The following is a 26,690-nucleotide window of genomic DNA, read 5'->3' as shown; positions in this document are numbered from 1 at the left end:
CTACGATGCCCAAAAAGCAAATACGCATCAACGCCTTCGACATGAACTGCGTCGGCCACATCAACCACGGCCTCTGGACGCACCCGCGCGACCGCTCCACCGATTATACGTCGCTCGATTATTGGACCAATCTGGCCCGGTCGCTGGAGCGCGGGCTCTTCGACGGGCTGTTCATCGCCGACATCGTGGGCGTGTACGACGTTTACGGCAACGGCGTCGATCTCACCCTCCAGGAGTCCATTCAGCTGCCGGTGGGCGATCCATTGCTCTTGGTCTCGGCCATGGCCCACGTCACCCAGCACCTCGGCTTCGGCCTCACCGCGAACCTCACCTACGAGCCCCCGTACCTGTTCGCGCGCCGCATGTCGACCTTGGATCACCTGACGCGCGGGCGGATCGCGTGGAACATCGTCACCGGCTACCTGGAGAGCGCGGCCAAGGCGATGGGCTTGCGCGCGCAGCCGGAGCACGATCTGCGCTACGACCAAGCCGACGAGTACCTCGAGGTGCTCTACCGGCTCTGGGAGGAGAGCTGGGAGGACGGCGCGGTGCTCGCCGACCGCGCGCGGCGCGTTTATGCGCAGCCGGACAAGGTGCATAAGATCCGGCACGCCGGGAGGTTCTTCGAGGTGGAGGGCTACCACCTGTGCGAGCCCTCGCCGCAGCGCACGCCCGTGCTCTTTCAGGCCGGATCCTCCGATCGCGGCCTCGCCTTCGCCGGCCGCCACGCCGAGTGCGTCTTCATCAGCGGGCAAAACAAAGCCGCCACGCGCGAACAGGTGGCCAAGGTGCGCGAGAGCGCCGCCCGCGCGGGGCGCGATCCGTTCGACGTCAAGGTGTTCATGGGCCTCACGGTCATCGCGGCGAAGACCGAGGCCGAGGCCCGAGACAAACAAGCCGAGTATTTGCGTTACGCGAGCGCCGAGGCGGGGGTGGCCCACTTCGCGAGCTCCACCGGGATCGATTTCGCTCGATACGATTTGGACGAGCCCATTCGATACGTAAAGACCAACGCCATCCAATCGGCGGTGAACAACCTCACCGTGAAGAACACCGATTGGACCGTGCGCAAGCTACGAGCCCAGCACGCCCTGGGCGGCCGCTATTTCACGATCGTGGGCTCGCCCTTGCAGGTCGCCGACGCGATGGAGAGCTGGATCGACGAGACGGGGCTCGACGGCTTCAACTTGACGCGCACGGTCACCCCCGAGAGCCACGAGGACTTCATCGACTTGGTGGTGCCCGAGCTGCAGAGCCGCGGCGTCTACAAAACGGAATATGCACCTGGGACCTTGCGCCGGAAGCTCTTCGAGGCCGGCGACAGGCTGCCGCCGAACCATACCGGCGCCGCCTGTCGTGCACCGCCCGAATCCACGCTTCGCTGACCCAAGGAGCTCTCCATGTCCAAATCCGCCCTCGCGCCCTCGCGGCTCACATGGCCCGCCGCCATCGCCGTCGTCGCCATCACTTTGTTCCTCGCCTTCGGATTGAACCGCGCCTTCCACGCGGCGACCGTCACCGACCATGCCAAACCGCTCCGCCTCGGCACCACCGGCGCCTTCGTTCCTCCGCTGGAGGCGGCCGTGCAGGAGGCGGCCAAGCGCGGCATTTCGGTGGAGCTGATCGAGTTCAGCGATTGGAGCACGCCCAATATCAGCCTGGCCAACGGCGATATCGACGTCAATTACTTCCAGCATGTCCCCTTCCTGGAGAACGCCAAACGGGAGGGCAAATTCGATCTCGTCCCCTATGCGTCGGGGATCCTCAACAACGTGGGGCTCTATTCGAAGAAGCACAAAAGCTTCGCGGAGCTCCCCGACGGCGCGCGGGTGGCCATCGCCAACGATCCGGTGAACGAGGGGCGCGGATTGCAGCTGTTGGCCAAGGCCGGGCTGCTTGAGCTCAAGCCGGGCGTGAGCTACAAGGCGACCTTGAAGGACGTCACCAACAATCCCAAGCACCTCACCATCCTGGAGGTCGAGGCCGTGCAGCTCGTACGCGCCTACGACGACGCCGATTTGGTCCAGGGTTATCCCGCGTACATTCGCCTGGCGAAGACCTTCGACCCCCAATCGGCGCTCTTGTTCGATGGATTGGATCACAAGGAGTACGTCATTCAATTCGTGATCCGCCCCCAGAGCCGGAACGACGAGCGGCTGCGGGAGTTCGTCGACGTCTACCAGCACTCCCCGGTGGTGCGTGCCGCCCTCGACAAGGCGCACGGAAACCTCTATGAGCGCGGTTGGGAGCTTTGAGCCCAGGGGAGCTCCGAGGCCGGAATCGCGTACAATCGGCGCATGAACGAAAAGACGGGCCCTCGAAGCCTGCGGGAAAAATTACGCGAACAACCAGGGGAACCCAGGCTGATCGTCGCCCCCGGGGCCTACGACTGCATCACCGCCCGCGCCGTGCAGCACGCGGGCGCAGCCGCTGTTTACATGACGGGCGCCGGAACGGCGGCCGCGCTCGGTTATCCCGATTATGGCCTGCTCACCCTCACCGAGATGGCCGAGAACGCGGGGCGCATCGCGGCGAGCGTCGACCTGCCCGTCATCGCCGACGCCGACACCGGCTACGGCAATGAGCTCAACACCGTGCGCACGGTGCGCGAGTTCGAGCGGCGCGGGGTGGCCGCCATTCATCTGGAGGACCAGGCCTTTCCCAAAAAGTGCGGACACCTCGACGACAAAGTTCTCGTGAGCATGGACGACTTCGTGGCCAAAATCCGCGCCGCCGTGGCCGCGCGCTCCGATCCGCATTTCATGCTCATCGCCCGGACGGACGCGCGCGCGGTCCTGGGGTTCGAGCAGGCCATCCACCGCGCCAACGCCGCCCTCGCGGCCGGCGCCGACATGGCGTTCGTGGAGGCGCCGGAGACGGTGGAGGAGATCCGAGCCATTCCGCGATTGGTGCGCGGTCCCTGTATGCTAAACATGGTGTGGGGCGGCAAAACGCCCGATATGCCCTTTTCGGAGGTGGAGTCCGCGGGCTACCGGCTGGCCATCTTGCCGTTGATGCTCATCGGGGCGGCGGTCGCCGCCTGCGATCGCGCGCTCGAGGCCATGAAAGAGCACGGCCGCCATCCCTCGCTGGGCGACACCACGGTGCGGCAAACCTTTTCGCGCTTTGGCGCCGACGAATGGGACCATGTGCGCGACGCGCTGCGCGAGGATGCACTTCGCTCCGAGGAGCCAATTCCACCTACGGAGAGGAAGGTGTAATCTGCTCGCAGGGGATGGGAACGATAGGCCAAGGGGGCAAACGACCGCGCGGCACCTTGCTCCGGGTGCTGGGGGTCGGCTTCGGTCTGGCGGTGACCATCGGCAACACCGTGGGCGCAGGCATTCTGCGCACCCCGGGTGAGATCGCGGCGCAGCTGCCAAACGCCGCGATCTTTCTGGCCGTGTGGCTCGCCGGCGGCGCGTACGCGCTCCTCGGGGCGCTGACCGTCTCCGAGCTGGGCGCCATGATGCCGCGCTCGGGCGGCTATTACGTCTTCGCGCGCCGCGCGTTCGGCGACTTTCCGGCCTTCGTCTTCGGCTGGACGGATTGGTTCGCGCAAGCCGGCACCATCTCGGGCGCATCCATCGTGGTGGGCGAGTGCGCGGGCGAGCTATTCCCGGCCCTTCGGGGCCACCATGTCGCCATCGCCGTGGCCACCGCCTCCGGCATCGCCCTCCTGCAAGCGCGCGGCATCCGCTGGGGCGCGGCCCTTCAAAACGCGTCGAGCGCGGCCAAGGCGCTCCTCTTCCTCGTCCTCCTGGTCGCCTTCTTCGCGCTCACCCCGGGCGCCGCCCCCGACACCTCGCCTGCGCCGCGCGCGACGGGCGCCAGCACGATCCCGTTGGCCACCGCCGTGGTGCTGGCGCTGCAAGCGGTGATCTACACGTACGACGGGTGGTACGGCATCATCTACTTCGGCGAAGAGGTCCGCGAGCCCGGCCGCGACGTCCCCCGCTCGATGATCGGCGGCGCCGTCTCCATCATCGCGCTTTATCTTTTGGTGAACCTGGCGCTGGTTCACGTGCTCTCACTGTCGGGCATCGCGGGCGAGACCGTCGCCGTGGGCACGGCCGCCGCGCGCATCTTCGGGGAGCACGGCGGCGATCTCGTGCGGGTGGTGGCCATCGTCAGCATGATCAGCGCCATCACCGCATTTCAGCTCATGACCAGCCGCATCCCGGTGGCCATGAGCCGCGACGGGCTCTTGCCCGCGTCCATTTCCGAGATCAACGCGGGCGGAACCCCGACGATGGGGCTCCTGTCGAGCACGGGCATCGCGGTGCTCTTCATCCTCACCGGCTCGTTCCAAAAGGTGACCGCGCTGATGGCCTTCTTCTTCGTCTCCAACTACGTGATGGCCTTCGTCACCATCTTCGTGCTCCGCCGCCGCGAACCCGACGCCCCCCGCCCCTACCGCGCATGGGGCCACCCTTTCACCACCGGCCTGGCGCTCCTCGTCTCTGTCGTCTTCCTCGCGGGCGCCGTCTCCGACGATACGCGCAACAGCGTTCACTCGCTCTTGATTCTGGCGTCGAGCTACCCCGTGTACCGCGTGCTGCGGCGCTTTGGGGGTGCGTGGAGTGTTCACGCTCGATAGCGTGATTTTTGCGTATGCAAAACGACAACGAGGACGACTCGGTCCTGACCGGTATGTGCGTTTGCGTCAACGACATGAATTGCGCGCGACCCTGGCACGAACATCGACGTAACCGAGCCGTGCATGTTACGGTAGCCGCGCCATCGAAACGGGCGCCGTACAATGGAGGAAATCGCTCATGGATGTCGAACGGATAATTACGAGCAAATTTGCCAGCGCAGTCAATCGCTCTCCCGAAGAAATCGACCCGAACGCAAATCTCATCCAGTATGAGGGCATGAATTCGATATTGGCCGTTCAGCTCATCTCCCAACTCGAGTCGGAGTTCGGCATCCATATCGACCAAGACGAAATACGCCACATCCAAACGCTGAACGACATTATTTCATTGACCAAGAAGAAGGTGGGACAGCCCGCGTAGAAGCCGCGACGTGAACCGCGAATAGCGCTCAATCGGCGCGCGCCTTGTTCCGCGCCATCGCCGCCCGCGCGAGCTCCAACGCTTTGTCGAGCGCGCCCTCGGCAGGGACGCGAACATCGGGGGTCACCCCCGTCCCTTCCCAATCCGCATTCGTAATGGGATTGATCGAGCGCCCGGTGGACAGCGAAAGAACGAAGTGCGGGCTCAATTTGCGATCGTCGTTGGGGTGCGCGCCGCCCCCGCTCGGCTCACCGATCACGACCACGCGTTTGAGCGCCTGCAGATCGTACGCAAAGGCTTCGGCCGCCGAGAACGTCTTCTTCGAAATGAGAACATATACCGGTTTGCGGCCGCCGAGCTTCGGTCCTGGAACGTTCGCGGCCGTAAAACCGGGAGTGACCTTGTCGTCGGCCCGCGTGTAAGTACCGCTCATGGGCTTGGGCCCATCGTCGAACAAATACGAGGCCAAGTAGTTCACCATATCGCCCCCGCCGCCGTTCTGGCGCAGATCGATGACCAGCGCGTCGCTCGTCGCCAGGAGGGTCATCGCCGCGGTGGCGGCGCGCGCCACCTCCGGCCCCAGATCGAGCGGGGCGAAGACCCGCAGATCGAGCAGGCCGATGTTGTCGGGGAGGTGCTCCACCTTCGCGAAGCCATAGTGCACGCGCTCGCCGTAGTACCGGTCGTTGTCGCGCTTTTCCATTTCGAGCTTGGCGCGCGCGTCGTCCTCGGGGAGCGCCTCGGCGTGGTACTCGACCCAGAGGTGCCCATCGTGGCTGAAACCGCGCATGTCCTCCGTGAGCCTCCGCGCCAGCTCGGTGCGCTCGGCCTTCGCGTAGCGCCCTTCCCGCAGCCGCGCGCGAAGGTGCTCGGCCAGCGCGCGACCTTTGTCGGCGAACACGTAGCCCTTTTCGATCTCGGAGGCCGCAGCATTTACGATGCTCGCGGCGTCCTCCCGCGCCGGCTTGGCTTTGGCCGCCGTCGCCGAGGGCGATGGTGTGGCCATGCACGAGGACAAGAACCCCAAAAGAAGAATCTTCGCCTTCATTCGTTCTTACTTCGCCTTTTTTGGTGTCCGTGTACGCACACGGGTCGCGCGCTCGCCGGCGGCCCCGAGCTCCGCCGAGACCCGCTCGTAGAAGGAGCGCCGCTCGAGCGCCTCCGCCGCGCCATCGAGCGCCCGCGACAGCGATACCTCCAGCTCTTGGTCCAGTGAAAGCGCGGCGGCGGAGATGGCGTCCCAATAGGGCTGGAGCACCGCCATCACCCGTTGCCCCTTGGCGCTCAGATGGACCTTGCGCTCCCGCGCATCTTCGCCTCGGACGACCACCACCAGACCCGCGCCGAGCATCTCGGAGATGGTTTGGCTGAGCGCCGAGTGGGTGAGCCCCGAGCGCACGGCCAGCGCGCGGATGGTGCACGAGCCCTCCGCCTCCAGCGCCTGATACACGGGGTAGTAGCGCGCTCGAAAGGCAACGCCCGCGTGCTCGTAGATGCGCTCCACGTCCCCGTCGAGCAGGCTCACCAGCCGGCGCAGCTTCGTTCCCAAGCCATGGACCATTGTATGAGCCCTAATATATTAGCGCTAACACATCCGTCAAGGCGGGCGGCGTCGCATTTCGGGCTTTACCGATCGCGCCTGCTGTCGGAGCATGGCGCCGTGACGGGAAGGAAGAGCGCCGAGTTCGTGGAGTCACTCGACCGAGGATTTCGAGTCATTCGCGCGTTCGACGCGACGCACGCCTCGATGACCCTCTCGGAGGTCGCCGAGCGGGCCGATCTCACCCGCGCCGCGGCGCGGCGGTTTCTTCACACCTTGACCGAGCTGGGGTACGCGAGCTTCGACGGCAAGCGCTTTGCGCTCACCGCGCGCGTGCTGGAGCTCGGCTTCGCCTACCTGCGCTCCTTGCGGCTGCCCGACATCGTCACGCCCTACCTGCGCACGGTGAGCGAAACCCTGGAGGAGTCGTGCAGCGCCTCGGTGCTGGAGGGGGAAGACATCGTGTACATTGCACGTGTTGCCACCCGCCGCATCATGAGCGTCGACCTCGGCGTGGGGGCGCGGCTCCCGGCCGCCTCCACCTCGATGGGGCGCGTGCTGCTCGCATTTCTCCCCCCGCCCGAGCGCGAAGAGCGCCTCGCCCGCGCCGAGCTCACACCGCTCACGCGCCACACGGTCACCAGCAAGGCCAAGCTTCGCGCGATTCTCGACGAAGTTCGCGAGCGCGGCTACTGCGTGGTCGATCAGGAGCTCGAGGAGGGGCTGCGCTCGATCGCCGTCCCTTTGATCGATCATCACGGCCGGGTGCACGCGGCCATCAATGTCAGCGCGCAGGCCAACCGCGTCGGCCTCGATGCGATGAAGCGAAAATTCTTGCCCGTGTTGAAGAAAGCAGCCGACGGCGTTCGGGCCGTTCTCTCCTGATCCGGCTCGTCCTAGGACGAGGACGGGTGGCGCGCTCCTGCTCGGGTCAGCTCGGCGACGATGGACGCACGCGCTTGCAAGGCGGCGGCGAGCCGCGCGTTCACCGCGTCCACCGCACCCTGCGGCGCGGTATCCGGGTTGCCGGCCGAGAAGGGCGGCTCGGGGGCATACTCGAGATTGAGCTGCACGGTCTCGGCCTCGAGCCGCCCCGCGAGCTCGGCCAGCACGGTCAGGCCGAGATCGATCCCCGCGGTGACCCCGCCGCCGGTGAAGACGTGGCCGTCTCGAACGACGCGCGCGCGCACCGGGATCGCGCCCAGCGGCTCCAGAAAATGGTGCGACGCCCAATGCGTGGTGGCGCGCCGGCCCTTCAAAATGCCCGCCGCCCCCAGAACGAGCGCCCCCGTGCACACGGACGCCACGTAGCGCGTGCTCGCTGCGCGGGCGCGGACGAAGTCGAGCACCTCGTCGTCCTGCATGAGCGCGTTGACCCCAGCGCCGCCCGGGAGGCACAAAAGATCGAGCGCGGGACAGTCCGCGAAGGTCATGGTCGGGGTGAACTCCAAGCCGGTGCTGGAGCGAACGCGGTCCAGGTTCTTCCAGAGGAGGTGCACGTTGCATGACTTCGCCTCCGCGAAGAGCTCGTACGGTCCCGTCAGATCCAGCTGTTGCAACTTGGGAAAAACGAGAAAACCAATCTGGAATGCCATGGCGTCCATCTCCCGGTCGGGGTCGAAGGTTTGACCCTCGTGATCGCATGCGCCACCCTGAGTTGGAAACGCCAATGATCCCTCGATTTACGCCAACGCCGCCGCGCCGGATCGAGCTGCTCGCCTTTCCCAACGTGCAGCTCCTCGATATCGCGGGGCCGCTGCAGGTCTTTGCCTCGGCGAACGATCTCGCGCGTGCGGCAGGGAACGCGGCGCCTTACGAGCCATTCGTGGTCGCGCAGGGAGAGCATGTCACGACCTCGGCGGGTCTCGGGCTCGCGACCCTCCCCTTGCCCTCGCCGGCCACCGCGCTCGATACGCTCATCGTCGCGGGCGGCTTTGGTGTTTACCCCATTTGCGACGACCGCCCGCTCATCGACTGGGTAAAGCGCCGCGCGGACTCCGCGCGCCGCGTGGCGTCCGTGTGCAGCGGTGCGTTCTTGCTCGCCACCGCCGGGCTCCTCGATGGCCGCCGGGTGGTGACCCACTGGAAGCGCTGCGACGAGTTTGCGCGTCGTTTTCCGGCCGTGCGGCTGGATCCGAATCCCATCTTCATCGAAGACGGCAAATTTTGGACGTCGGCAGGTATCACGGCCGGCATCGACTTGGCGCTGGCGCTGCTCGAAGCCGATCTCGGGCACGCCATGGCGCTCGCGGTGGCGCGGCAGCTCGTGGTCTTTCTCAAGCGGCCAGGCGACCAGGCGCAATTCAGCACGGCGCTCACCCGCCAACAGGACGACGCGCGCTTCGAGCGCCTGCACGGCTGGATCGCCGAGCACCTGGACGCCGATCTCTCCGTGACCGCCCTGGCGCGCGAAGCAGGTATGAGCGCGCGCAACTTCGTCCGCCGCTACCGCGAAGCGGCGGGCATCACCCCCGCGCGCGCCGTCGAACAAATGCGGGTGGAGGCCGCGCGGCAAATGCTCGAAGCGATGCAGCCGGTCAAGCGCGTCGCCGACCGCTGCGGCTTTGGCTCCGAGGAGACGATGCGGCGCAGCTTCTTGCGCCTCTTGGGCACGAGCCCCAGCGCGTACCGCGATCGGTTCGCGCAGCGAAGTGTGTAGGCGTCGTTACGTTCGCAATGCAGCTCCCGATGCCAAACGGCATCCGTGAGATGCGTACAAATGCATCGACCCGAGCCTCACGAAGTTTCGCAACATGAAACGGTCAACACCATCCACAGCGCAACACAATGCGCGATTCAGGTGGGTGTCGGGTTCACCACCTTTGGGTTCGAACGACCACTCGAAATCGAGCCTCACGTTCGAATGTCGTTCGCGACGTAGCGATTGAAAAATCGCCCCCACGTTGCTCCGGTTACGCGCGAATATCGTTCGCGACGTAGCGATTGGGAATCGCTTCGACATTACCTCGGTTAAGCACTCGAAGCCCGAGCCAACGTCGCGAAGCGAATCGGGCGTCCCCCTACATTTCATTTGCACGATAGTCATTTTAACGTATTGAGTACGCATTGCCGACGCGGCGCGAGTGATGGCCGGCCCGTCTGCACCTTAATGCATGGAGGAGATCCACGTGAATGCAACCGATGCACCCGTAACATCCGAAGATCCGTGCTTTCGAGTCACCGCGGTCGTCGTAAAAACCGGTACGTCTCAGGGTATTCCCGATTTGGATGTGGAAATCTGGGAGGCGGGGGCAGACTGGACGACACCTCGAGGACTTGCCGTCACCAACTACGCTGGGGCAATTTCGGTCATCATCGACCGGGACGACCTCAAGAAGGGCGCCATCTTCTACTTCCGCATCTACCAAGACGGTGTCCTTCTCCGCGATACGAAAGACGTCATCCATTGGAAAGAAGACGTCGGCGAATGTGGTGTCACCATCCCGGTAACCCCGCTGCCCGTGATCTATCGCGGAGGATGCTGCGCTCGGTACGTTGTCCGTGGCAAAGTGGTCGGAGGTACGTCCGACGACGCGTTGCGCGGGATCGCGGGGCTCAACGTGGAGCTCTGGGAGGACGGCGCCACCTGGGCCGCGCCGCGAGCGGTCGCCGTCACGGACGACAAGGGTGATTTTCGCGCAGAGCTGAGCGAGGCGGATCTCGTAACCTCGGCGAAGAGCGTCCATTTCGTCGTCTACAGCAGCGATCGCACGAAGAAGTTGGCCGACACGTCGGGGTCGGTGACGTGGACCCCATCGCAGCTGGACAACCCCGTCCAGATTCGTGTGTTGACGGGCGAGGTTCGTACGCAGGTGACGGGATTCGTGCGCACGAGAGACGCCGTACCGCAATCGAAGGTCATCGTTAAAGCATTTGCGCTGCAAATGCGCGCCGAAACGCTCGTCGGAACCTCGGCGGCGACGGGTGACAATGGCTATTATACGCTCATTGCGGAGTACGGCGACAAGAAGCTCGATCTCCTTTTGCGTGCGTACGATGACACCAATCAGGAAATCGCTCACTCCGAGCTCATCACGGACGCCGGTCCCGTGGTCCATGTCGACCTCGTCGTCGGTAATGTGAGCCATGTTGGCCCATCGGAGTTCGTCCGGATCGCTGGACCTGTGGACGAAGCTCGCGGGGCCATTGCCCGCAAAGATCTCACGCCCCAAGACGTCGGCGCGGTGGCGGCCAAGTACCGACTGGATCCCGCGTTGGTCCGCCTCTTCGTCGAGGCGGCGCGCGCGGCATCTCTCGGGGGCCCGCCGCTCCTTCCAGAGTTGTTCTACGCGCTCGGACGCCACGAGCGGACCGTCTCTCTTTCATCGGCGCTCGCGCTCCCACGGACCGACAACAACGCGGCCCTGAAAGCGGCTCTCGATGACAACGTGCTCCCGTCGTCGTTCGCCGCGCTGGCGACCGCGCAGCTCGACGCGCTCGACGCGTTGCGTGTGGGGGCATCCCTCACCGACAAGACATCGAACCAGTCGACGCGCCTCTCGGTCATCTTGGCGATCGCCGGGCTGACGGCGGACGAGCGGACCGTACTTTTGGACACGTATCTCGGCCACCTCGGTACACCGGACCATTTTTGGCAGTTCGCGGCCCAGTTACCCCCCATCAAGAGCAAGCCGGAGCTCGTCGCCAAGCTTCCCGCCGCGCGTCTGGCCCTGCACCTGGGTGTCCTCACCCTCAATCACCCGCCGCTGGTGCAGGCCCTCTTGAGCTCCGGGGTTACGGCCCCGAGCGCGCTCGCGAAGCTATCCATCTCGGACTGGCTCGACCACATCCAGTCGACGGTGACGCTCCCCGGTTCGACGTCGACCCGAGTGGGGGCTCCGCTGGAAATCGTCGGCAACAACCCCGAATCGACGTATGCCGAAACGCTCCATTCGCTCGCCACGCAAGCCTACCCCGCGCCGGCCATCGCCGCAGGGCTGACCGCGAACCCCATCCCGAATACGGCGCCGCTGACCAAGTTTTTCGATGCGAATGCGGCCTTCGATTTTACGACGACATCGGTTCACGCCTATGCCCGGGCCAATCCGAACGCGTTCAAAGACAACCCCAACGGCAGGGCCCAGGTCGAGCGAATGGCCCGTCTCGTGGGCGTTGCCTCGTCCGATGCGACGTATTCTTCCGTCCAGACCTTATGGAACAAGGGATTCCATTCGGCCGGCAGCGTCTACCGCTATGGAAAAGAGCCGTTCATCGAGGAAGTGGCCAGTACCCTCGGCGAGACCGCGGCCGCCAAGATTTACGACAATGCGGCGCAAAGGCATATCCTGGCGCTGACCCTTGCCTCCCAGTACGGGGCCGCGTTCCAGTTCCCGGGTGTCGACGGGGCGATTCCCGTGCTTGGAGGCAGCACGCCGCCCGAATCGATCCCGGACTGGAATGCGCTCTTCGGCAGCCTCGACTATTGTGCATGCGAGCAGTGCCAGTCGATCTTCGGACCGAGCGCCTACCTGACGGACATTCTGAGCTTCCTCACCAAGCGCCCTATCTCGGGATCCCCCAAAGCTCTCGATGTCCTCAAGCAGCGGCTCCCCGATATCACGAAGATTCGGCTGTCGTGCGCCAACACCAACACGGTGCTTCCCCAGATCGACCTGGTCAACGAGCTGCTCGAGCTGCGCGTTGCGCCGCCGGCGCCGGGATCGGTGCCCGCGTACCAGACGACGTGGTCGGCGGGCGATCTTGCCGTCCACCCGGAGCACCTGCGGAGCGAAGCTTATGATCAGCTGCTCCAGGCCGTGTATCCCTGGGCGCTTCCCTACCATCATTGGGTAGACGAGTCGCGTGCGTACCTGGGTATTCTCAACGTGAGCCGCGCGGAGCTGCGCAGCGCGCTCGTGGAGGATCCGATCACGGATCTCTCGGTGGCCCTCGAGATCCTCGGGTTGACGACATACCAGCGGGCGATCATCACCGCCACGGGCGCGAGCATCGAATCGCTCCAGCTGGGCGATTATTGGGGGCAGACGGGTCAACCCTCGGAGTGGATACCCAAGCTCGTGCCCGTACCTGCATTTCTTGCCGCGTCCGGGCTCTCCTTCGACGAGCTTCCAGCTCTCCTCGCGACCTCGTATGTGAGCGCCGGCCAGGCCGTCAACATCGCGTTTCCATCCGGATCATGCGATGTGAACAAGGCGACCCTCGCCGGAATCACGGCGTCCTCCGCGTCGTTCTTCGACCGAATTCACCGCTTCGAGCGGCTGCGTCGTGCTCTTGGGTGGTCCCCGCACCGCCTGGATCGGGCAATCGCGACCATGGGCTCCGGGAGCATCGACGATGCCTTGCTCCAGCAGCTATCCTACGCTCAACGGATTGTAGCGAGGTCGAAAGCCGATCTGGACGCGGTCCTCACCTGGCGCGCGGGTGCCATCATCGACACCCATCCGGATTCGGTCACCAAGCTGTCTCCGTTCGAAACGATGTTTCAAAGCCGGACGACGTCCGCCAAGGCGGCCGAAAACGTCTTCAAGCTGAGCGCCGACCGGAAAACGTTGGCCGATGAGAGCAAGAACCTGACAGGCTATTACACCGATCTGGCGGCCGGTCTCTCGAGCGACGTCGCCTCGTTGACCGCGATCGCCAATCACGAAGGGCTAACGAATCAGCTTACGCTCGCGAACATTTCGACGCTGTATCGCTACGTCACCCTCGCGCGAGCCCTCAAAATTTCCGTGTCGACCCTCCTCGTGCTCCTGAAGCTCACGGGGAGAACTCCATTCGCAGCGAGCACGCCGGATCATGCACTGCGGTTGTGGGACGACCTCGACCGCGCGAAAGCGTACCGATTCTCGCCCGAGGAGCTGAATTACATCCTCAACGATCGCGATACGACGCCGGCAACCCATCGGCCCAACGACGACGCCATCGCCCTCGTCCTCGGAGGGCTTCGCGACGTGCTGATCAAGATCGCCAAGACACCTCCCGCCCCCGAGGACCCCGACGGTACCTTGACGAAGCAGTACCTCGCAGCCGTGTTTGCAGCAAGCCCCGCGAGCCATGCCGAGCGGGCCTTTGCCATCGTCGCGGGCACCGCGACAGAAACGATTCCCGAGCAGAACGCCTTCATCGACGCCAACTTCGGCCCTTTCATGGACGCGGCCGACGCCAAGGCGAAGCTCACCGGAGACGGCAAGCTGACCATCGCGGCGAACCGCTTCGCCTACGTATTGCCGTTCGCGCAGGTGTTTGCGGGCAAGCAAGCCGCCGTGACCGAGCGGCTCGCGTCGGCGCTCGGATCGACGAATTCGATCATGAGGGCCCTTCTGTGGCAATATGCGCACGCGCGAACCTCCGCGGGAGCACCCACGGCCGCGACTTCGCTCTCTTTGTTCGTTGCGCTCGATGCCGTCGCGGGCCCGCTCTCGCCCAGCTCCGCAGGAGCGCACTTTGCGACGTATCGCTTGCTCCAGAAGATCACCGCCGTAACCACGCGACTGAAGGTCACCGTCGATGACCTGCCGTGGTTGATGACGCACGCGCCCTTGTCGCTCGACGCCTTGCCGCTCGAGCCGCCCACCGGCGCGAGCGGGCGGTTCGACCCATGGCGACGACTCATCGACGCAGCGGACCTTCGAAATGACTTTGCGGGAAGGCGCCTCTTCGACCTGTTCGAACGTGCGGCGACGGGCGCGGACGGATGGTCGCGCGCGAAATTTCTGGCCGAGGTCGTCGCCCGTACGGGGCTCGATTCGAGCGATCTGACCTACTTCGCCGATGTGTACCAATTGACCTATCCCGCCAACTTCACGGACGAGCGTGCCCTGCGACGACTGAAACGGTCGCTGGCGATCACGCAGCGGTTGGGGATTTCGGCTTCCATCGTCTGGCCGTGGAGGGACGTCCTCGGGGGCCCGAGTGACACGGCCACCGATGGTCCGACCGCCTCGCGGGCGCAGGCCAACGCCATCAAGCAAGCCGTACGTGGAACTTTTGCGCCGGAAGCCTGGCCCGATGCGGCCAAGCCGGTGCGCAACGGATTGCGCGAGCGCCAGCGCGATGCGCTCGTCAGCTATGTCGTGCATCACGATCCGTCCGGTCCTACCGATGCCAATGCGCTTTCGGATCATCTCTTGACGGACGTGCTCATGAGCGGGTGCGCGCAAACATCGCGCATCAAGCACGCACTGGGGTCCGTCCAGATGTTCGTGCAGCGCATTCTCCTGAACCTCGAAGCGCTCGCGACCCCCTCCCTCGTCTTCTCCACCGATGACGCGAGCCAGTGGGGATGGATGAAGAATTATCGGGTCTGGGAGGCGAATCGCCGGATCTTCATCCACCCCGAGAATTGGATCGAGCCGCAGCTCCGCGACGACAAGACGCCGCTCTTCAAGGCGCTCGAGGCGGATCTGGCGAAACAGGACCTCACGTCGGAGGCGGCAGAAGACGCCGTGCTCGCGTACCTGCAGGGGCTCGATGAGATTGCTCACCTCGAAGTGATCGCGATGACCGGCGATTACGAATCGACGAACACGCTGACGTATCACGTGGTGGCCCGCACGAAGTCGATTCCGCGCACGTACTATTACCGGACATGGGTCGGCCGGCGCTATTGGACGGCGTGGGAGAAAATCGACCTCGATATCCAAAGCGACCATGTCCAACTCGCCATCTCCAATCGTCGTCCCTACCTGATTTGGGCCGTCGTCACGCAAGCATCGGCGCAAAATTCGTCTTCAACGCGACCCGCGGGCTCGGGGTCGATTGGTGCAATCGTCGGAGCGGCGGTGGGCGCGACTTCGGGCGAGCCCGCGAAGCCGCGGCTCGACGTGCGTCTACGTTGGAGTACACGCCACCGGGGGACGTGGACCAAGGTACAACAGTCGAACGGCGCTTTGCCTGCGCAGTTCAACGATCCGGGCGTGCTCGACCGCCCGGAGTTCGAGGTCGATCCGTACAATCGAAACGTTCGGGCCTCGGCCGAGGAGCGACTCCAGCTCGCGAGCGAAAGGCTCGCTCTGCGAACGTCGATCGACAAGAAGACCGACGAGCTCATCGTCGACGTCGTCGCATCCGACGTGTTCGTCTTTACCGGCTACGAGGTGATCTCCAGCGGTTGGGACCCATGGCCCGAGCCGAACGCACCTCGTGTCCCGAGGTTCGAGCCCAAAACGTACACGTGGGGTCAACACTTCCGGCTCGCAGGCAGTCGCGGCATTGCATATCCGGAGTTCTATTCCGCCGTTCCGATCGAGGAGAACAGGACCCCCATTTCGCGCACCCAGGCCTATTACCAGTGGCTTCGCACGAAATACCGAGGGCTCGCGCTCCCGATCCCCTACAGGGGGCGCATCTTCTCGAGCTACGACGATGGCCCGAGCCGAATCGATGCTTGGGTTCTGGACACGACACCGACTTCGATGGATGTGGTGCGCGCTCCAGGGCTCCGCCTCCGCAGCCCTGCAGGCGATCCGCGAAATATCGATTTGTCCTTTAGTTGGACGACGGAGCCCATGTTCGTCCAGGACCGTGAGCGCTGCTTCTTCGTAACGTCGGACCCAGTGAACCCGCCGAAACCACCGCCGCCGCCGAGCCTGAAGTCCCTCGGCATTGCTTCGGTGCCACGCGCGGCGCCATTTCCACCCTCGGCGTTGGCGACGGCACCGCCACCGGTCGATAGCACCTCGAGCACGGGCCGGCTCTGGAGCGCCGTGGCAGGCCGGGACGTCGATCTCTCCGCGCCGGGCTCCCAGCAAAGGCCGTACAACGCGAGCCTCTATACCTCCGCCACCGCGACGGCCTCCAGCCGAGCGGATGCGCTCTTCACGTTCACGCCGTTCTATCATCCTTTCGTGCGAGACATGCTCCTGCAGGTTGGGCGGGACGGGATTGAAGGGCTCCTGGACCCGAAAGCGGGGACCGCTGGAGCATCGCTGCGCCGGCAGCAGCTGCGCGACACCTCCATCTTCAACAACACTTACCATCCAAGCTGGTACGTAAGAACACCGTTGCCCGTCGAAGAGTTCGACTTCGAATACCAAGGTACTTATAGCCAATACAATTGGGAGCTCTTCTTTCACATTCCGCTCTTGATCGCGAACAAGCTGACCACGGAGCAGCGTTTCGAGGAGGCGCGCAAGTGGTTCCACTATATCTTCAACCCGACGGAGCCGAAGGAGTACCCCTGGGGCGAGGAGCTCGCCCCTCAGCGATTCTGGAAGCTCAAACCCTTCTACGAGCTCGCCTCGGGCGAACACGACGAGCGCGGTCCCATTCAGCAGCTGCTGCAGCTCTTGAGTTACAAGGGCGACGACCCTGCCCGTGTGGCCGCGCGCCAGAGACTCGACGACCAAATCTTCGATTGGCGAAGGCACCCCTTCTCACCGCACCGCATCGCCCGGCTGCGCCAGGTTGCCTACCAGAAGACGGTGGTCATGAAGTACCTCGACATGCTCATCGCCTGGGGTGATCAGCTGTTCGCACGAAATACCATCGAGTCGATCCAGGAGGCCACCGAGCTCTATCTCGTCGCCCTACGAATCCTCGGACGGCGCCCGCAACGACTGCCCGCCCAGAGCGTCACGGACAAGACCTACGACGACGTCGCGTCCATGCTCGACGACTTCTCGAACCTCGAGGTGGCGCTTCCACCTTCGCCTGCCGGGTCGACTCCCTCCGACCTCGGAGGGGAGATCCTCCTTCACGGTCCCAGCCTGTATTTCTGCGTTCCACCCAACGACAAGTTGCTTCGCTATTGGGATACGGTGGAGGACCGGCTCTTCAAGATCCGGCATTGCCTCGACATCGAGGGAATTGCGCAATCGCTTCCTTTGTTCGAGCCGCCCATCGATCCCGGGCTCTTGGTAAAAGCAGCGGCGGCGGGCATCGATATCGGGAGCGTGCTCTCCGATGTATCGGCACCGCTGCCCCTACGGAGGTACACCGTGGTCGCCGCCCACGCGAGCGACTTCGTGGCCGAGGTCAAGGCCCTCGGCGCGGCGCTGCTGTCGGCGCTGGAGAAGCGCGATGCCGAAGAGCTCGCGAGCTTGCGCGCAGGGCAGGAGATCCAGCTTCTTTCGGCGATTCGGGTGACGAAGCAGCTGGCCGTCGAGGATGCAAAGAGGGCACTCGAGGGGCTCGAAAAATCACGCGACGGCGCACGAATACGGTTCGAATACTACGGCAGCCGTTCGTTCATCAATGAGTGGGAAACGGCGCACATCATCGGCGTAGGCGTCGCGGGAGGATTGCGATTGGCCGCGGGTGTCATGCGCTTGCTCTCCGGCGGCGCAGCGGCCGTGCCCGACTTCACCGCAGGCGGCGCGGGCGGTTTCAGCAGCCCGGTCGCGCTGACGAGCCTCGGCGGGACCAAGTCGGCGAGCGTGCTCGCGAACCTCGCGTCCGCGCTGGAGACGGGCGCCATCGCCGTCGATTCGGTCGCGAACATCTCGGGAACGCTCGGCTCGTACCACCGGCGAAAGGACGACTGGGAGCACCAGAAGAACCTCGCCCAAAAGGAAATCGAGCAATTCGACAAGCAGATTGCAGGCGCTCAGATCCGTATTGCCATGGCCGAGCAAGAGCTCTCGGTGCACGATGTCCAAGTCCAGAACTCCATCGACACGCGCGACTTCATGCGCGACAAATATACGAACCAAGAGCTGTACGATTGGATGATTGGACAAATCTCCGCCGTCTACTTCCAGAGTTACAAGCTCGCCTACGAGATGTGCAAGCGCGCGGAACGTGCGTGGGCGTTCGAGCTCGCCGACACGACGTCGTCCTTCATCACATTTGGCTATTGGGACAGTTTGCGAAAGGGCCTCCTCGCCGGAGAGAAGCTCGGGCTGGACCTGAAACGAATGCAGGCGGCGTACCTCGACAAGGACAAGCGTGAATACGAGCTACAGCGTGATATCGCGCTCACCATGCTCGATCCGTATGCGCTTCAAATGCTCCGCGAAACCGGCTCGTGCTTGGTGAACATCCCCGAGGCCCTCTTCGACGTCGATAGCCCCGGACACTACCTACGGCGCATCAAGCACGTCGCGCTCACCATCGCGGGTACGAGCGGTCCGTACGTGCCGGTTCGGTGCACCTTGACGCTTCTATCCAGCCAAGTGCGCACGCGCCCATCGCTCGAGAGCGGCGCGCTGGTAACCAGTAATCTGGCGGTACAGTCCGTGGTGACCAGCACGGCACGAGAGGATGGCGGTCTTTTCGAGAACAACCTGCACGACGAGCGCTACCTGCCATTCGAGGGCGCCGGCGCCGTGAGCCACTTTCGGCTCGAGCTACCCAACACCGTGCCGCTGTTCGACTATCGGACGATCTCCGAGGTCGTGCTCCACATGAAGTACACCGCGCGGGAGGGAGGAATGGCCTTTCGCACGCAGGTCAACGCGGGGCTGAAGGAGGCGCTCAACAAGACGCCTGCGGACTCCTCGTCACGTCATGGACCGCTCATCGGGTTCTCCGTCAAGAGTGCATTCTCGGATCCGTGGACCCGGTTCGTGAGCGGAAGCGGATCGACTCCGGCCCTGACCTTGGCCCTCGACCCCGATCATCTCCCCTTTCAAGCCGGCGCGGACGCTGAAATCACGGGGCTCGACTTCGTGCTTCTCGTGGATGACGTCACCGGGTGGACGAAGCTGACACTGAAGGTCACACCAAAAGACGCCCCGACGAGCGATGTCGAGCTGAAGTCGACCGGTACGGTTTTGCAAGGACAACCGACGGGATCGGTGACCTATTCGTCGCCGGTGCCACTCGGTCCGTGGACCATCACCTGCGCGCCGGCGGATATTCCACGCCTCGCGCTCGCGACGGATCTCTTCGTGATCGTCAACTACGCGCATCCGACATCGGGGTCGTTGCGATGAGGGACGAGGAAAAGAAAGGGGCCGAGCCGCGCGCGGAGACGACCTCGCCGCACGACGCGAGAAGCGGTGGCACCGCCGGCGCGGAGCCTAGAGGAAAGGACATCGTCTCGGTGCCGGCACCCCCGATCCCGTCGTTGCCAAAGGGCGGCGGCGCGCTTCGCGGGATCGGAGAAAAATTCGCGGCGGCGGCGGCCACGGGTACGGCGACGATGTCCGTGCCGATTGCGATATCGCCGGGTCGGAACGGTATGCAGCCGAGCATCGGCCTCTCGTACGACTCGGGTGGAGGAAATGGGCCGTTTGGCATCGGGTGGTCACTCTCCGTGCCATCGATTCGGCGAAAGACGGACAAGGGGTTACCCCTCTATGCCGACCGGAGCGAGTCCGACACGTTCCTCCTCTCGGGCGCCGAGGATTTGGTTCCGTTCCTGGTGGAGGACGCGGGCGGCTCGTGGAGCCGACAGGTCTTTACGCGCGACGGGATGGAGGTCGCGCGGTATCGCCCGCGGGTGGAAGGGCTATTCGCGCGCATCGAGCGGTGGACCAACCCGACAACCGGCGAGGTCCATTGGATCACGGTATCCAAGGACAATGTGACGAGCCTTTACGGAGGCTCGTCGCAAGCGCGAATTGCGCATCCGGACCATCCGACCCAGGTGTTCGAGTGGCTCCTCGAGGCCACATACGACGATCGCGGCAATGTCGTATATTATGAATACAAGCAGGAAGATCGCGCCAACGTACCGCCCGAGCCGTTCGAGCAGCACCGCGTTGCGGGGCCTGCATCCCCGCAGCGCTACTTGAAGCGGGTTCACTACGGAAATCGAACCCCCACGTTGGGGAGCTATCTTCCACTGTCGAAGATCATCGCCAACACATGGCTCTTCGAGATCGTCCTCGACTATGGCGACCACGATGCGGTCGCCCCCACGCCCGCCGAAACGACGCCATGGCCGTATCGGAAGGATCCGTTCTCGACATACCGGGCGAGCTTCGAGGTACGTACCTATCGACTTTGTCGGCGGGTGCTCATGTTCCACCGCTTCGAGGAGCTCGGTCCAGATCCCGTGCTCGTGCGGTCGACGGACTTCGCGTACGACGAAGGGCCGACCGTCACATATCTGCGCAGCGTAACGCAGAGTGGCTATTTGAAAAAGGAAAGTGCGTACGAGGTAGCCTCGATGCCACCGCTGGAGCTCGACTACCAGCAACCCGAGCTCCACGACCGTGTGGAACTGGCGGACCCGGATACGCGTCGGTCGCTCCCCGGGATCATCGACGGGCGGACGCATCGTTGGGTCGACCTAGACGGTGAAGGGATCGCGGGTCTCTTGAGCGACGAGGGGGGCGCGCTCTTCTATCGCCGCAATCTTGGAGGGGCAAAGCTCACACGGCCTCGAAAGCTCACGACGCAGCCGACGACGAGCGCGCTCGCGCGCGGCGGGCAGCAACTCCTCGACCTCGAGAGCGACGGCCGGCTCGAGCTCGTCGACTTCTCGGGCGCCGTCAAAGGGTATTCCGTGCGTGGTGCGGACGATCGCTGGCATTCGTTCGTACCGTTCAAGTCGTTGCCGAACATCGATTCCAACGACCGGAACGTACAGTTCCTCGATTTGAACGGAGATGGCTTTGCCGACATTCTTCGCACCGAGGGCGATCGGCTGGTGTGGTACCCGTCGCTGGGAAAGGACGGCTTCGGCGCCGCGGTCGTGATCCCGCTGGCCCGCGACGAGCGCAAGGCTCCCGCGGTCGTCTTCGCAGATGCCGAGCAGGCCATCGTCGTCGCGGACATGAGCGGCGATGGCTTGAGCGACATCGTACGCATCCGAAACGGTGAAGTCAGCTATTGGCCAAACTTGGGCTATGGCCGGTTCGGCGCGAAGGTGACGATGGCCCGCGCGCCGACGTTCGACAAGCCCGGTGCGTTCGAGCCTCGAAGGCTCCGCCTGTTCGACGTCGACGGCACGGGCACCACGGATATCGCGTATCTGGGGAAGAACGGCGTCACGCTCTGGTTCAATCAAGCAGGAAACCAATGGAGCGCCGCGCGCCCGCTGCTCCAATATCTTCCCACGCACGATCTGGCGAGCATCACCGTCAACGATTTTCTCGGCACGGGGACCGGCACGCTGGTTTGGTTCTCGAGCGCGCCGAGCGACGCGCCGACGCGACTGCGGTACATCGACCTTCTCGGGAGCAAGAAGCCCCACGTCATGATCGCCAGCCGCAACAACATGGGCTTACAGAGGAAGGTGGCGTACGCGACGTCGACCAAGTTCTACCTGGAGGACAAGGCCAACGGAGTCGAGTGGGCGACGCGGCTGGCGTTTCCCGTGCACGTCATCGAGAGGGTCGAGACCTACGAGGCCGTAACCAACACACGCCTGGTAACGCGTTACAGGTACCGACACGGATTCTATGATGGACCGGAGCGAGAATTTCGCGGCTTCGGGCTCGTAGAACAATTCGACGCCGAGTCGTACGGTACGGAGGGTGGCCCGGGATTGTTCTTATCGGGGCGAAACGAGATCGATACGGAGTCTCACCTTCCGCCGATTCACACCAAGACTTGGTTCCACACGGGAGCGTGGAAAGAGCACGCGGACATCGCGGCACACTTCCAGAAGGAGTACTGGGCCGGAGATGGCGCAGCGACCGTGCTTCCGCGAACAGCCTTCGAAGGCTTCATCGCGCGCGATGCCGTCGAAGAACGGGAGGCCGCGCGGGCCCTTCGCGGCAGTGTCCTGCGGCAAGAGGTGTATGCGCTCGACGGGGGTGCGAAGCAGAGAAATCCGTATACGATTTCGGAGCGATCGTATCAGGTGCGGAGGCTCCAGCCGGCGGATGGGGCGAAGCACGGCGTGTTCTTGGCGCACGCGCGCGAGGTCGTCGACTACCATTACGAGAGAAATCCGCTCGATCCGCGGGTACAGCACGCATTGACTCTGGAGGTCGACGATTACGGGACCGTGCTCACGGCGGCGGCCGTGGGCTATCCGAGACGCAGCTCCGTAAGCTCAGCGTATCCCGAGCAGACGAGGCTCCTTGCGACCGTCGCAACGAATCGGGTCGCGCACAAAGATACGGAGACGGACTGGTACCGCATCGGCGTGCCGCTGGAGGCTGCAAGCTACGAATTGACGGGCTTGGACGTTCCGGCGGGCGACCAACTCCTGTCGTTCAATGCCGTCGCCAGCGCGGTGGCGAATGCTGCGGAGATCCCGTACGAGGCGACGCCGACGCCAACGGCGTTTCAGAAGCGCCTTTTGAAGAAGCAACGAGCCATCTATTACAAGGACGATCTTGCCGGACCGTTGCCGTTTGGGGGCGTGGAATCGCGCGCGCTCGTGCATCGCTCCCAGGGTCTCACGCTGACGGCCGGACTCGTGACGTCGACCTACGGCGCGAGGGTGACGAGCGACGTGCTCGTGGTGGAAGGAGGCTACTTCGCGGTCGCGGGCGACCATTGGGCTCCTTCCGCAGTCCCGACCTACGATGCGGAGCATTTCTATCTGGTCACGAAGGCGACCGAGCCCTTCGGCAATACGTCATCGGTCACCTACGACGCGTATTCACTGCTTCCAATCCGCGCGAATAGCTCGCTGACGACACCCGCTCTCGATTTGGTCACCTTGCTGGCGAACGACTACCGCGTGCTCCAGCCCTGGCGCGTGAGCGACCCGAACGACAACCGCGCGGCCGTCGCGTTCGATGCGCTCGGGATGGTGATCAAGACGGCCCTCATGGGCAAAGAGGGGGCGGGCGAAGGGGATACGCTCGAGGACCCGACGACGAGGTTCGAGTACGACCTCATGGCGTGGAAGAAGGGTATCGGCCCGGTCTATTCGCACGGCTATGCCCGCGAGGAGCACGGCGCCGCGAACCCCCGCTGGCAGGAGAGCTACAGCTACACGGCGGGGCACGGTCGCGAGGTGCTGCGCAAGGTGCAGGCCGAGCCCGAGGCGAGCGGCGCGCCGCGATGGGTGGGCAATGGGCGGACGGTCTTCGACAACAAGGGCAATCCGATCAAGCAGTACGAGCCGTATTTTGCGCCGACGGGGGGCTACGACGCGGAGAGCGATCTAGCCGTCTCCGGCGTGACGTCGATATTTCGGTACGACGCCCTTGGCCGGCTCATTCGAACGGACTTTCCGAATGGAACCCATTCGAAGGTGGAGTTCGATTCGTGGCACCAGGCGAGCTGGGACGCCAACGACACGGTTCTCGACAGCGCGTGGTATCGGAGTCGAGTTGCTCTTCCTGCGGGGAATCCGGAGCGGCGCGCCGCGGAGCTAACGGCAGCGCATGCGAACACGCCGACCGTGGTGCATCAGGATACCCTTGGGCGGGCATTTCTGACACGGGCCGACAATGGCCCAAAGGGAATTTACGACACGCGGACAGCCCTCGACATCGAAGGCAACGTGCTGAAGCTCACCGACGCGCGCGGAAACGTGGCGTTGACCCAGAGCTACGATTTGCGGGGCCAAGCGATTCGGACCGTGGGCGCAGAGTCGGGTGAGAGTGTTGCCCTGTTCAACATCGAAGGCACGGCGATTCGAGCTTGGAATAGCCGAAACGTGACCTTGCGAACGGCTTTCGATGGCGTACGGCGTCCTACGCACGTCTATGTTCGAGTCGGCGCCGAGGCGGAGTTCTTGGCCGAGCGGACCGTTTACGGCGAAGCGCTGCCTGACAGCAAGCCGCGCAATGCACGTGGCGCCATCGTTCGCCAATACGACAGCGCCGGTGTCGTTGCTACCTTGCAGCGGGACTTCAAGGGGAACACCACCGAGCAGCGACGGAGGCTGGCTCTCGCGTACAGGACGACGGCCGACTGGAGCGCAATCGCGACGCTGACGGATGTCGCCGCCATCGAAGCGGCGGCCGCAACGCTGCTGAACGCCGAAGATTTTCGCACCGAAACGACATTCGATGCGCTCAATCGCGCCACGTCTGCGACGGCGCCAGATGGGAGCGTCGTCAAGCCGAAGTACAACGAGGCGAATTTGCTCGAGCGGGTCGACGTTCGAGTTCGAGGCGCGTCTACCGCGACGCCGTTCGTCGCGGACGTGGCGTACAATGCAAAGGGTCAACGAACATCGATTGTTTATTCGAATCGTGATTTTCGGACGGATTACACCTACGATCCGCAAACTTTTCGGCTCACCAAGCAAAAAACGACGCGCGGGAGTGGCGGCGCGAGATTGCAGGACTTCTCGCTCACCTACGATCCGGTCGGAAATATCACGCAGCTCGACGACGACGCGGATGCGTCACTCTACTTCAGCGGAGCGCCTCCGGTAGCAGGAGGCGGCAAGTACACATACGAGGCGATCTATCGGCTCGCTACGGCGGAGGGCCGGGAGCACCCGGGCCAGGCGATGCCGAGCGAGCTGGATGGGCCGATTTCATCGGTCCCGCACCCGAACGATACACAGGCGATGCGGAGGTACAGCGAGCAATACGAGTACGACGAAGTCGGTAATATTCTCGAGATGGTGCACGCAGCGGGTTCGTCCGGCACGGCCGGATGGACGCGCCGATACCAGTATGCGGGGGAGAGCAACAAGCTGCTCAGGACATCCCTTCCAGGCGACCCCCACGCGGGCCCTTACTCGGGAATCTACGAGCACGACGCCCGCGGCAACATGACCAAAATGCCGCACTTGGCGCGCATCGGCTGGGACTACGCGGATCGGTTGCAGAGCGCCGAGCTCGGGGGAGGCGGTAAAACGTACTTCGTCTACGATTCGAGCGGCCAGCGGGTGCGCAAGGTTTGGGAAAAGACAGCGACGCTGCGGGACGAGCGGATCTATCTCGGCGGGTACGAGATCTTCCGGCGAAGCGTCGGGGAAAGCGTCGAAACAGAGCGGCAGACGCTGCATGTGATGGACGACCGACGCCGCGTGGCGATGGTGGAGACGGAGACCGTTGCGAACGCGGCACCGGTCGCGAATCCAGTTTCGCGCATGCGATACCAGCTTGGGAACCAGCTCGATTCGGCGTGCGTAGAGGTTACCGAGACGGGCGGGATCATTTCGTACGAGGAGTATCACCCGTTCGGGACGACGTCGTTTCACTCTGCCGACGGGGCGCTCGGGGTGAGCGCGAAGCGATATCGCTACACTGGAAAGGAGCGGGACGAGGAGACTGGGCTCTACGATCATGGAGCGCGCTACTACGCGGCGTGGCTTGGAAGGTGGACGAGCGTCGATCGAAAATTTAGCGATGGCGACAACCTATTTGCGTACGTGCGCAACAATCCCATCGGGCGCGCTGACCCCGACGGAAACCAGTCGGTCCCGGTGACCGTGCTGGAGGAGAAGGAGCAAAAAAGTATCCCTTCGGAACACGAGGCCAGTTATCAAGAGAGCTCCTCGTCCGGAGAGACCTCCGCACAACCGACAGCGGCCCCACGGCCAGCAGAGACCAAAGCATCGCCATCCGAGGCTGCGCGCCCGAACTCGCGCGGTCCTAACACGCAGGGTTCGGCGAGCCCACCGGAGGGGGTGTACGAGACAAAATATTCGCCGATTCCGCTGATGCGAAGTCGCGACACCGGCTCACGAGCACTTAATTTTCTGCTGAACGATATATTCCTGCCGTGGCGAAACACTCTGGCGGCTGCTGAGAATACACCCTTCGAAATCTTGGGGACGATCGACGAAGAGCTGAAAAACAGTCGGTTCCAAATGGAGTATCAGGCCGCACAGGACCTGATGCCATTGGGGCGCTTGCACGGAATAGCGTTGGAGGCGCCGGGAGCGCTCAGCTATCTGAGCGCGCACCTGTCAGCGAACATAGAAAGGTTCGCGCGCTCGCTGCCGATTATCGGTGTAGGCGCCGGTGGGATTGGAGGAGGCGGACGCCTTGGGCCGAAGATTCCTGCTGCTGGGCAGCAACTATCGGAACCGGTCGCAGCTGCGGCGGAGGAAATGGTCACCCTCTATCATGGCCATCAGGTACCATTGGAGGGTGGAAAGTTTAGCCTCGAAGTGGCGGCGGCCCTTAAAAGAGCAGGAACACCAGAACCCGGTATATATTTTACAACAGATATCGTACGGGCCGCCACGCAATATGGGGGTGTAGGTGGGTATGTTACGCGTACTCAAGTACCTCGCAGTATTGCCGAGATGATGATGCAGGCATCCCCGCTCCCTGGCGTCCGCAGGCAAGTCCAATACGAGTGGGTCGCTCGCACCTTCGAGCAAGTTGACGCACTCAACGCAGCCATTGAAACACTACCTCAGATGGAAGCTCTCAAGGCTTGGTTAGGACTCAAATGAGCCG

At 63.9% G+C, this 26,690-nt stretch carries 12 protein-coding genes; 9 read left to right on the top strand and 3 right to left on the bottom strand.

From position 1 onward, the window contains the following. The first annotated feature begins 5 nt into the window (after window positions 1–5). The 5 genes from LZC94_04090 to LZC94_04070 all read left to right on the top strand — a co-directional run bounded on the left by LZC94_04090 (window position 6) and on the right by LZC94_04070 (window position 5,021). Window positions 6–1,385, top strand: coding sequence for an LLM class flavin-dependent oxidoreductase (locus LZC94_04090; protein ID WXB16461.1), 1,380 nt, complete (start codon window positions 6–8; stop codon window positions 1,383–1,385). Between the two features lie 15 nt (window positions 1,386–1,400). After that, on the top strand, window positions 1,401–2,255 hold the full coding sequence (locus LZC94_04085) for a MetQ/NlpA family ABC transporter substrate-binding protein (GenBank protein ID WXB16460.1): 855 nt from the start codon (window positions 1,401–1,403) through the stop codon (window positions 2,253–2,255). A 42-nt stretch (window positions 2,256–2,297) separates the two neighbouring features. Next, window positions 2,298–3,221, top strand: a complete 924-nt coding sequence (locus LZC94_04080) for an isocitrate lyase/PEP mutase family protein (protein ID WXB16459.1) — start codon at window positions 2,298–2,300, stop codon at window positions 3,219–3,221. A 14-nt stretch (window positions 3,222–3,235) separates the two neighbouring features. After that, the gene (locus LZC94_04075; protein WXB16458.1) at window positions 3,236–4,600 is read left to right on the top strand and encodes an APC family permease; all 1,365 of its coding nucleotides are present in this window, start codon (window positions 3,236–3,238) and stop codon (window positions 4,598–4,600) included. A gap of 178 nt (window positions 4,601–4,778) precedes the next feature. Then, window positions 4,779–5,021, top strand: coding sequence for an acyl carrier protein (locus tag LZC94_04070; GenBank protein ID WXB16457.1), 243 nt, complete (start codon window positions 4,779–4,781; stop codon window positions 5,019–5,021). A 28-nt stretch (window positions 5,022–5,049) separates the two neighbouring features. Here the strand turns inward: LZC94_04070 and LZC94_04065 are convergent, their stop codons facing one another. Together LZC94_04065 and LZC94_04060 are read right to left on the bottom strand one after the other, a co-directional pair. Further along, window positions 5,050–6,069 carry a S41 family peptidase gene (locus LZC94_04065; GenBank protein WXB16456.1) on the bottom strand — a complete coding sequence of 340 codons (1,020 nt, stop codon included), beginning with the start codon at window positions 6,067–6,069 and terminating at the stop codon, window positions 5,050–5,052. A 6-nt stretch (window positions 6,070–6,075) separates the two neighbouring features. Next, window positions 6,076–6,582, bottom strand: coding sequence for a MarR family winged helix-turn-helix transcriptional regulator (locus tag LZC94_04060; GenBank protein WXB16455.1), 507 nt, complete (start codon window positions 6,580–6,582; stop codon window positions 6,076–6,078). Window positions 6,583–6,681: 99 nt separating this feature from the next. Here LZC94_04060 and LZC94_04055 point away from each other — a divergent pair, with 99 nt between their 5' ends. Then, a complete protein-coding gene (locus LZC94_04055) occupies window positions 6,682–7,446 on the top strand; it encodes a helix-turn-helix domain-containing protein (protein WXB16454.1) in 765 nt (254 codons plus the stop codon). A gap of 11 nt (window positions 7,447–7,457) precedes the next feature. Here LZC94_04055 and LZC94_04050 read toward each other — a convergent pair whose 3' ends face one another. After that, a complete protein-coding gene (locus LZC94_04050) occupies window positions 7,458–8,156 on the bottom strand; it encodes a DJ-1/PfpI family protein (GenBank protein ID WXB16453.1) in 699 nt (232 codons plus the stop codon). 74 nt (window positions 8,157–8,230) lie between these two features. On the opposite strand from LZC94_04050, the gene LZC94_04045 reads away from it, so the two are divergent. From LZC94_04045 to LZC94_04035, 3 genes are all read left to right on the top strand, one after another. Then, window positions 8,231–9,220, top strand: a complete 990-nt coding sequence (locus tag LZC94_04045; GenBank protein ID WXB16452.1) for a helix-turn-helix domain-containing protein — start codon at window positions 8,231–8,233, stop codon at window positions 9,218–9,220. Between the two features lie 469 nt (window positions 9,221–9,689). Next, window positions 9,690–19,397, top strand: coding sequence for a Tc toxin subunit A (locus LZC94_04040; GenBank protein WXB16451.1), 9,708 nt, complete (start codon window positions 9,690–9,692; stop codon window positions 19,395–19,397). Beyond that, a complete protein-coding gene (locus tag LZC94_04035) occupies window positions 19,394–26,686 on the top strand; it encodes a toxin (protein ID WXB16450.1) in 7,293 nt (2,430 codons plus the stop codon). The genes LZC94_04040 and LZC94_04035 overlap by 4 nt, the downstream gene beginning before the upstream one ends. Window positions 26,687–26,690 lie beyond the last annotated feature (4 nt).

This window comes from Sorangiineae bacterium MSr11954 (assembly GCA_037157815.1).
In the GTDB taxonomy this organism is placed as follows: domain Bacteria; phylum Myxococcota_A; class Polyangia; order Polyangiales; family Polyangiaceae; genus Pendulispora; species Pendulispora albinea.
This window is presented reverse-complemented; position numbering and strand designations above follow the sequence as displayed.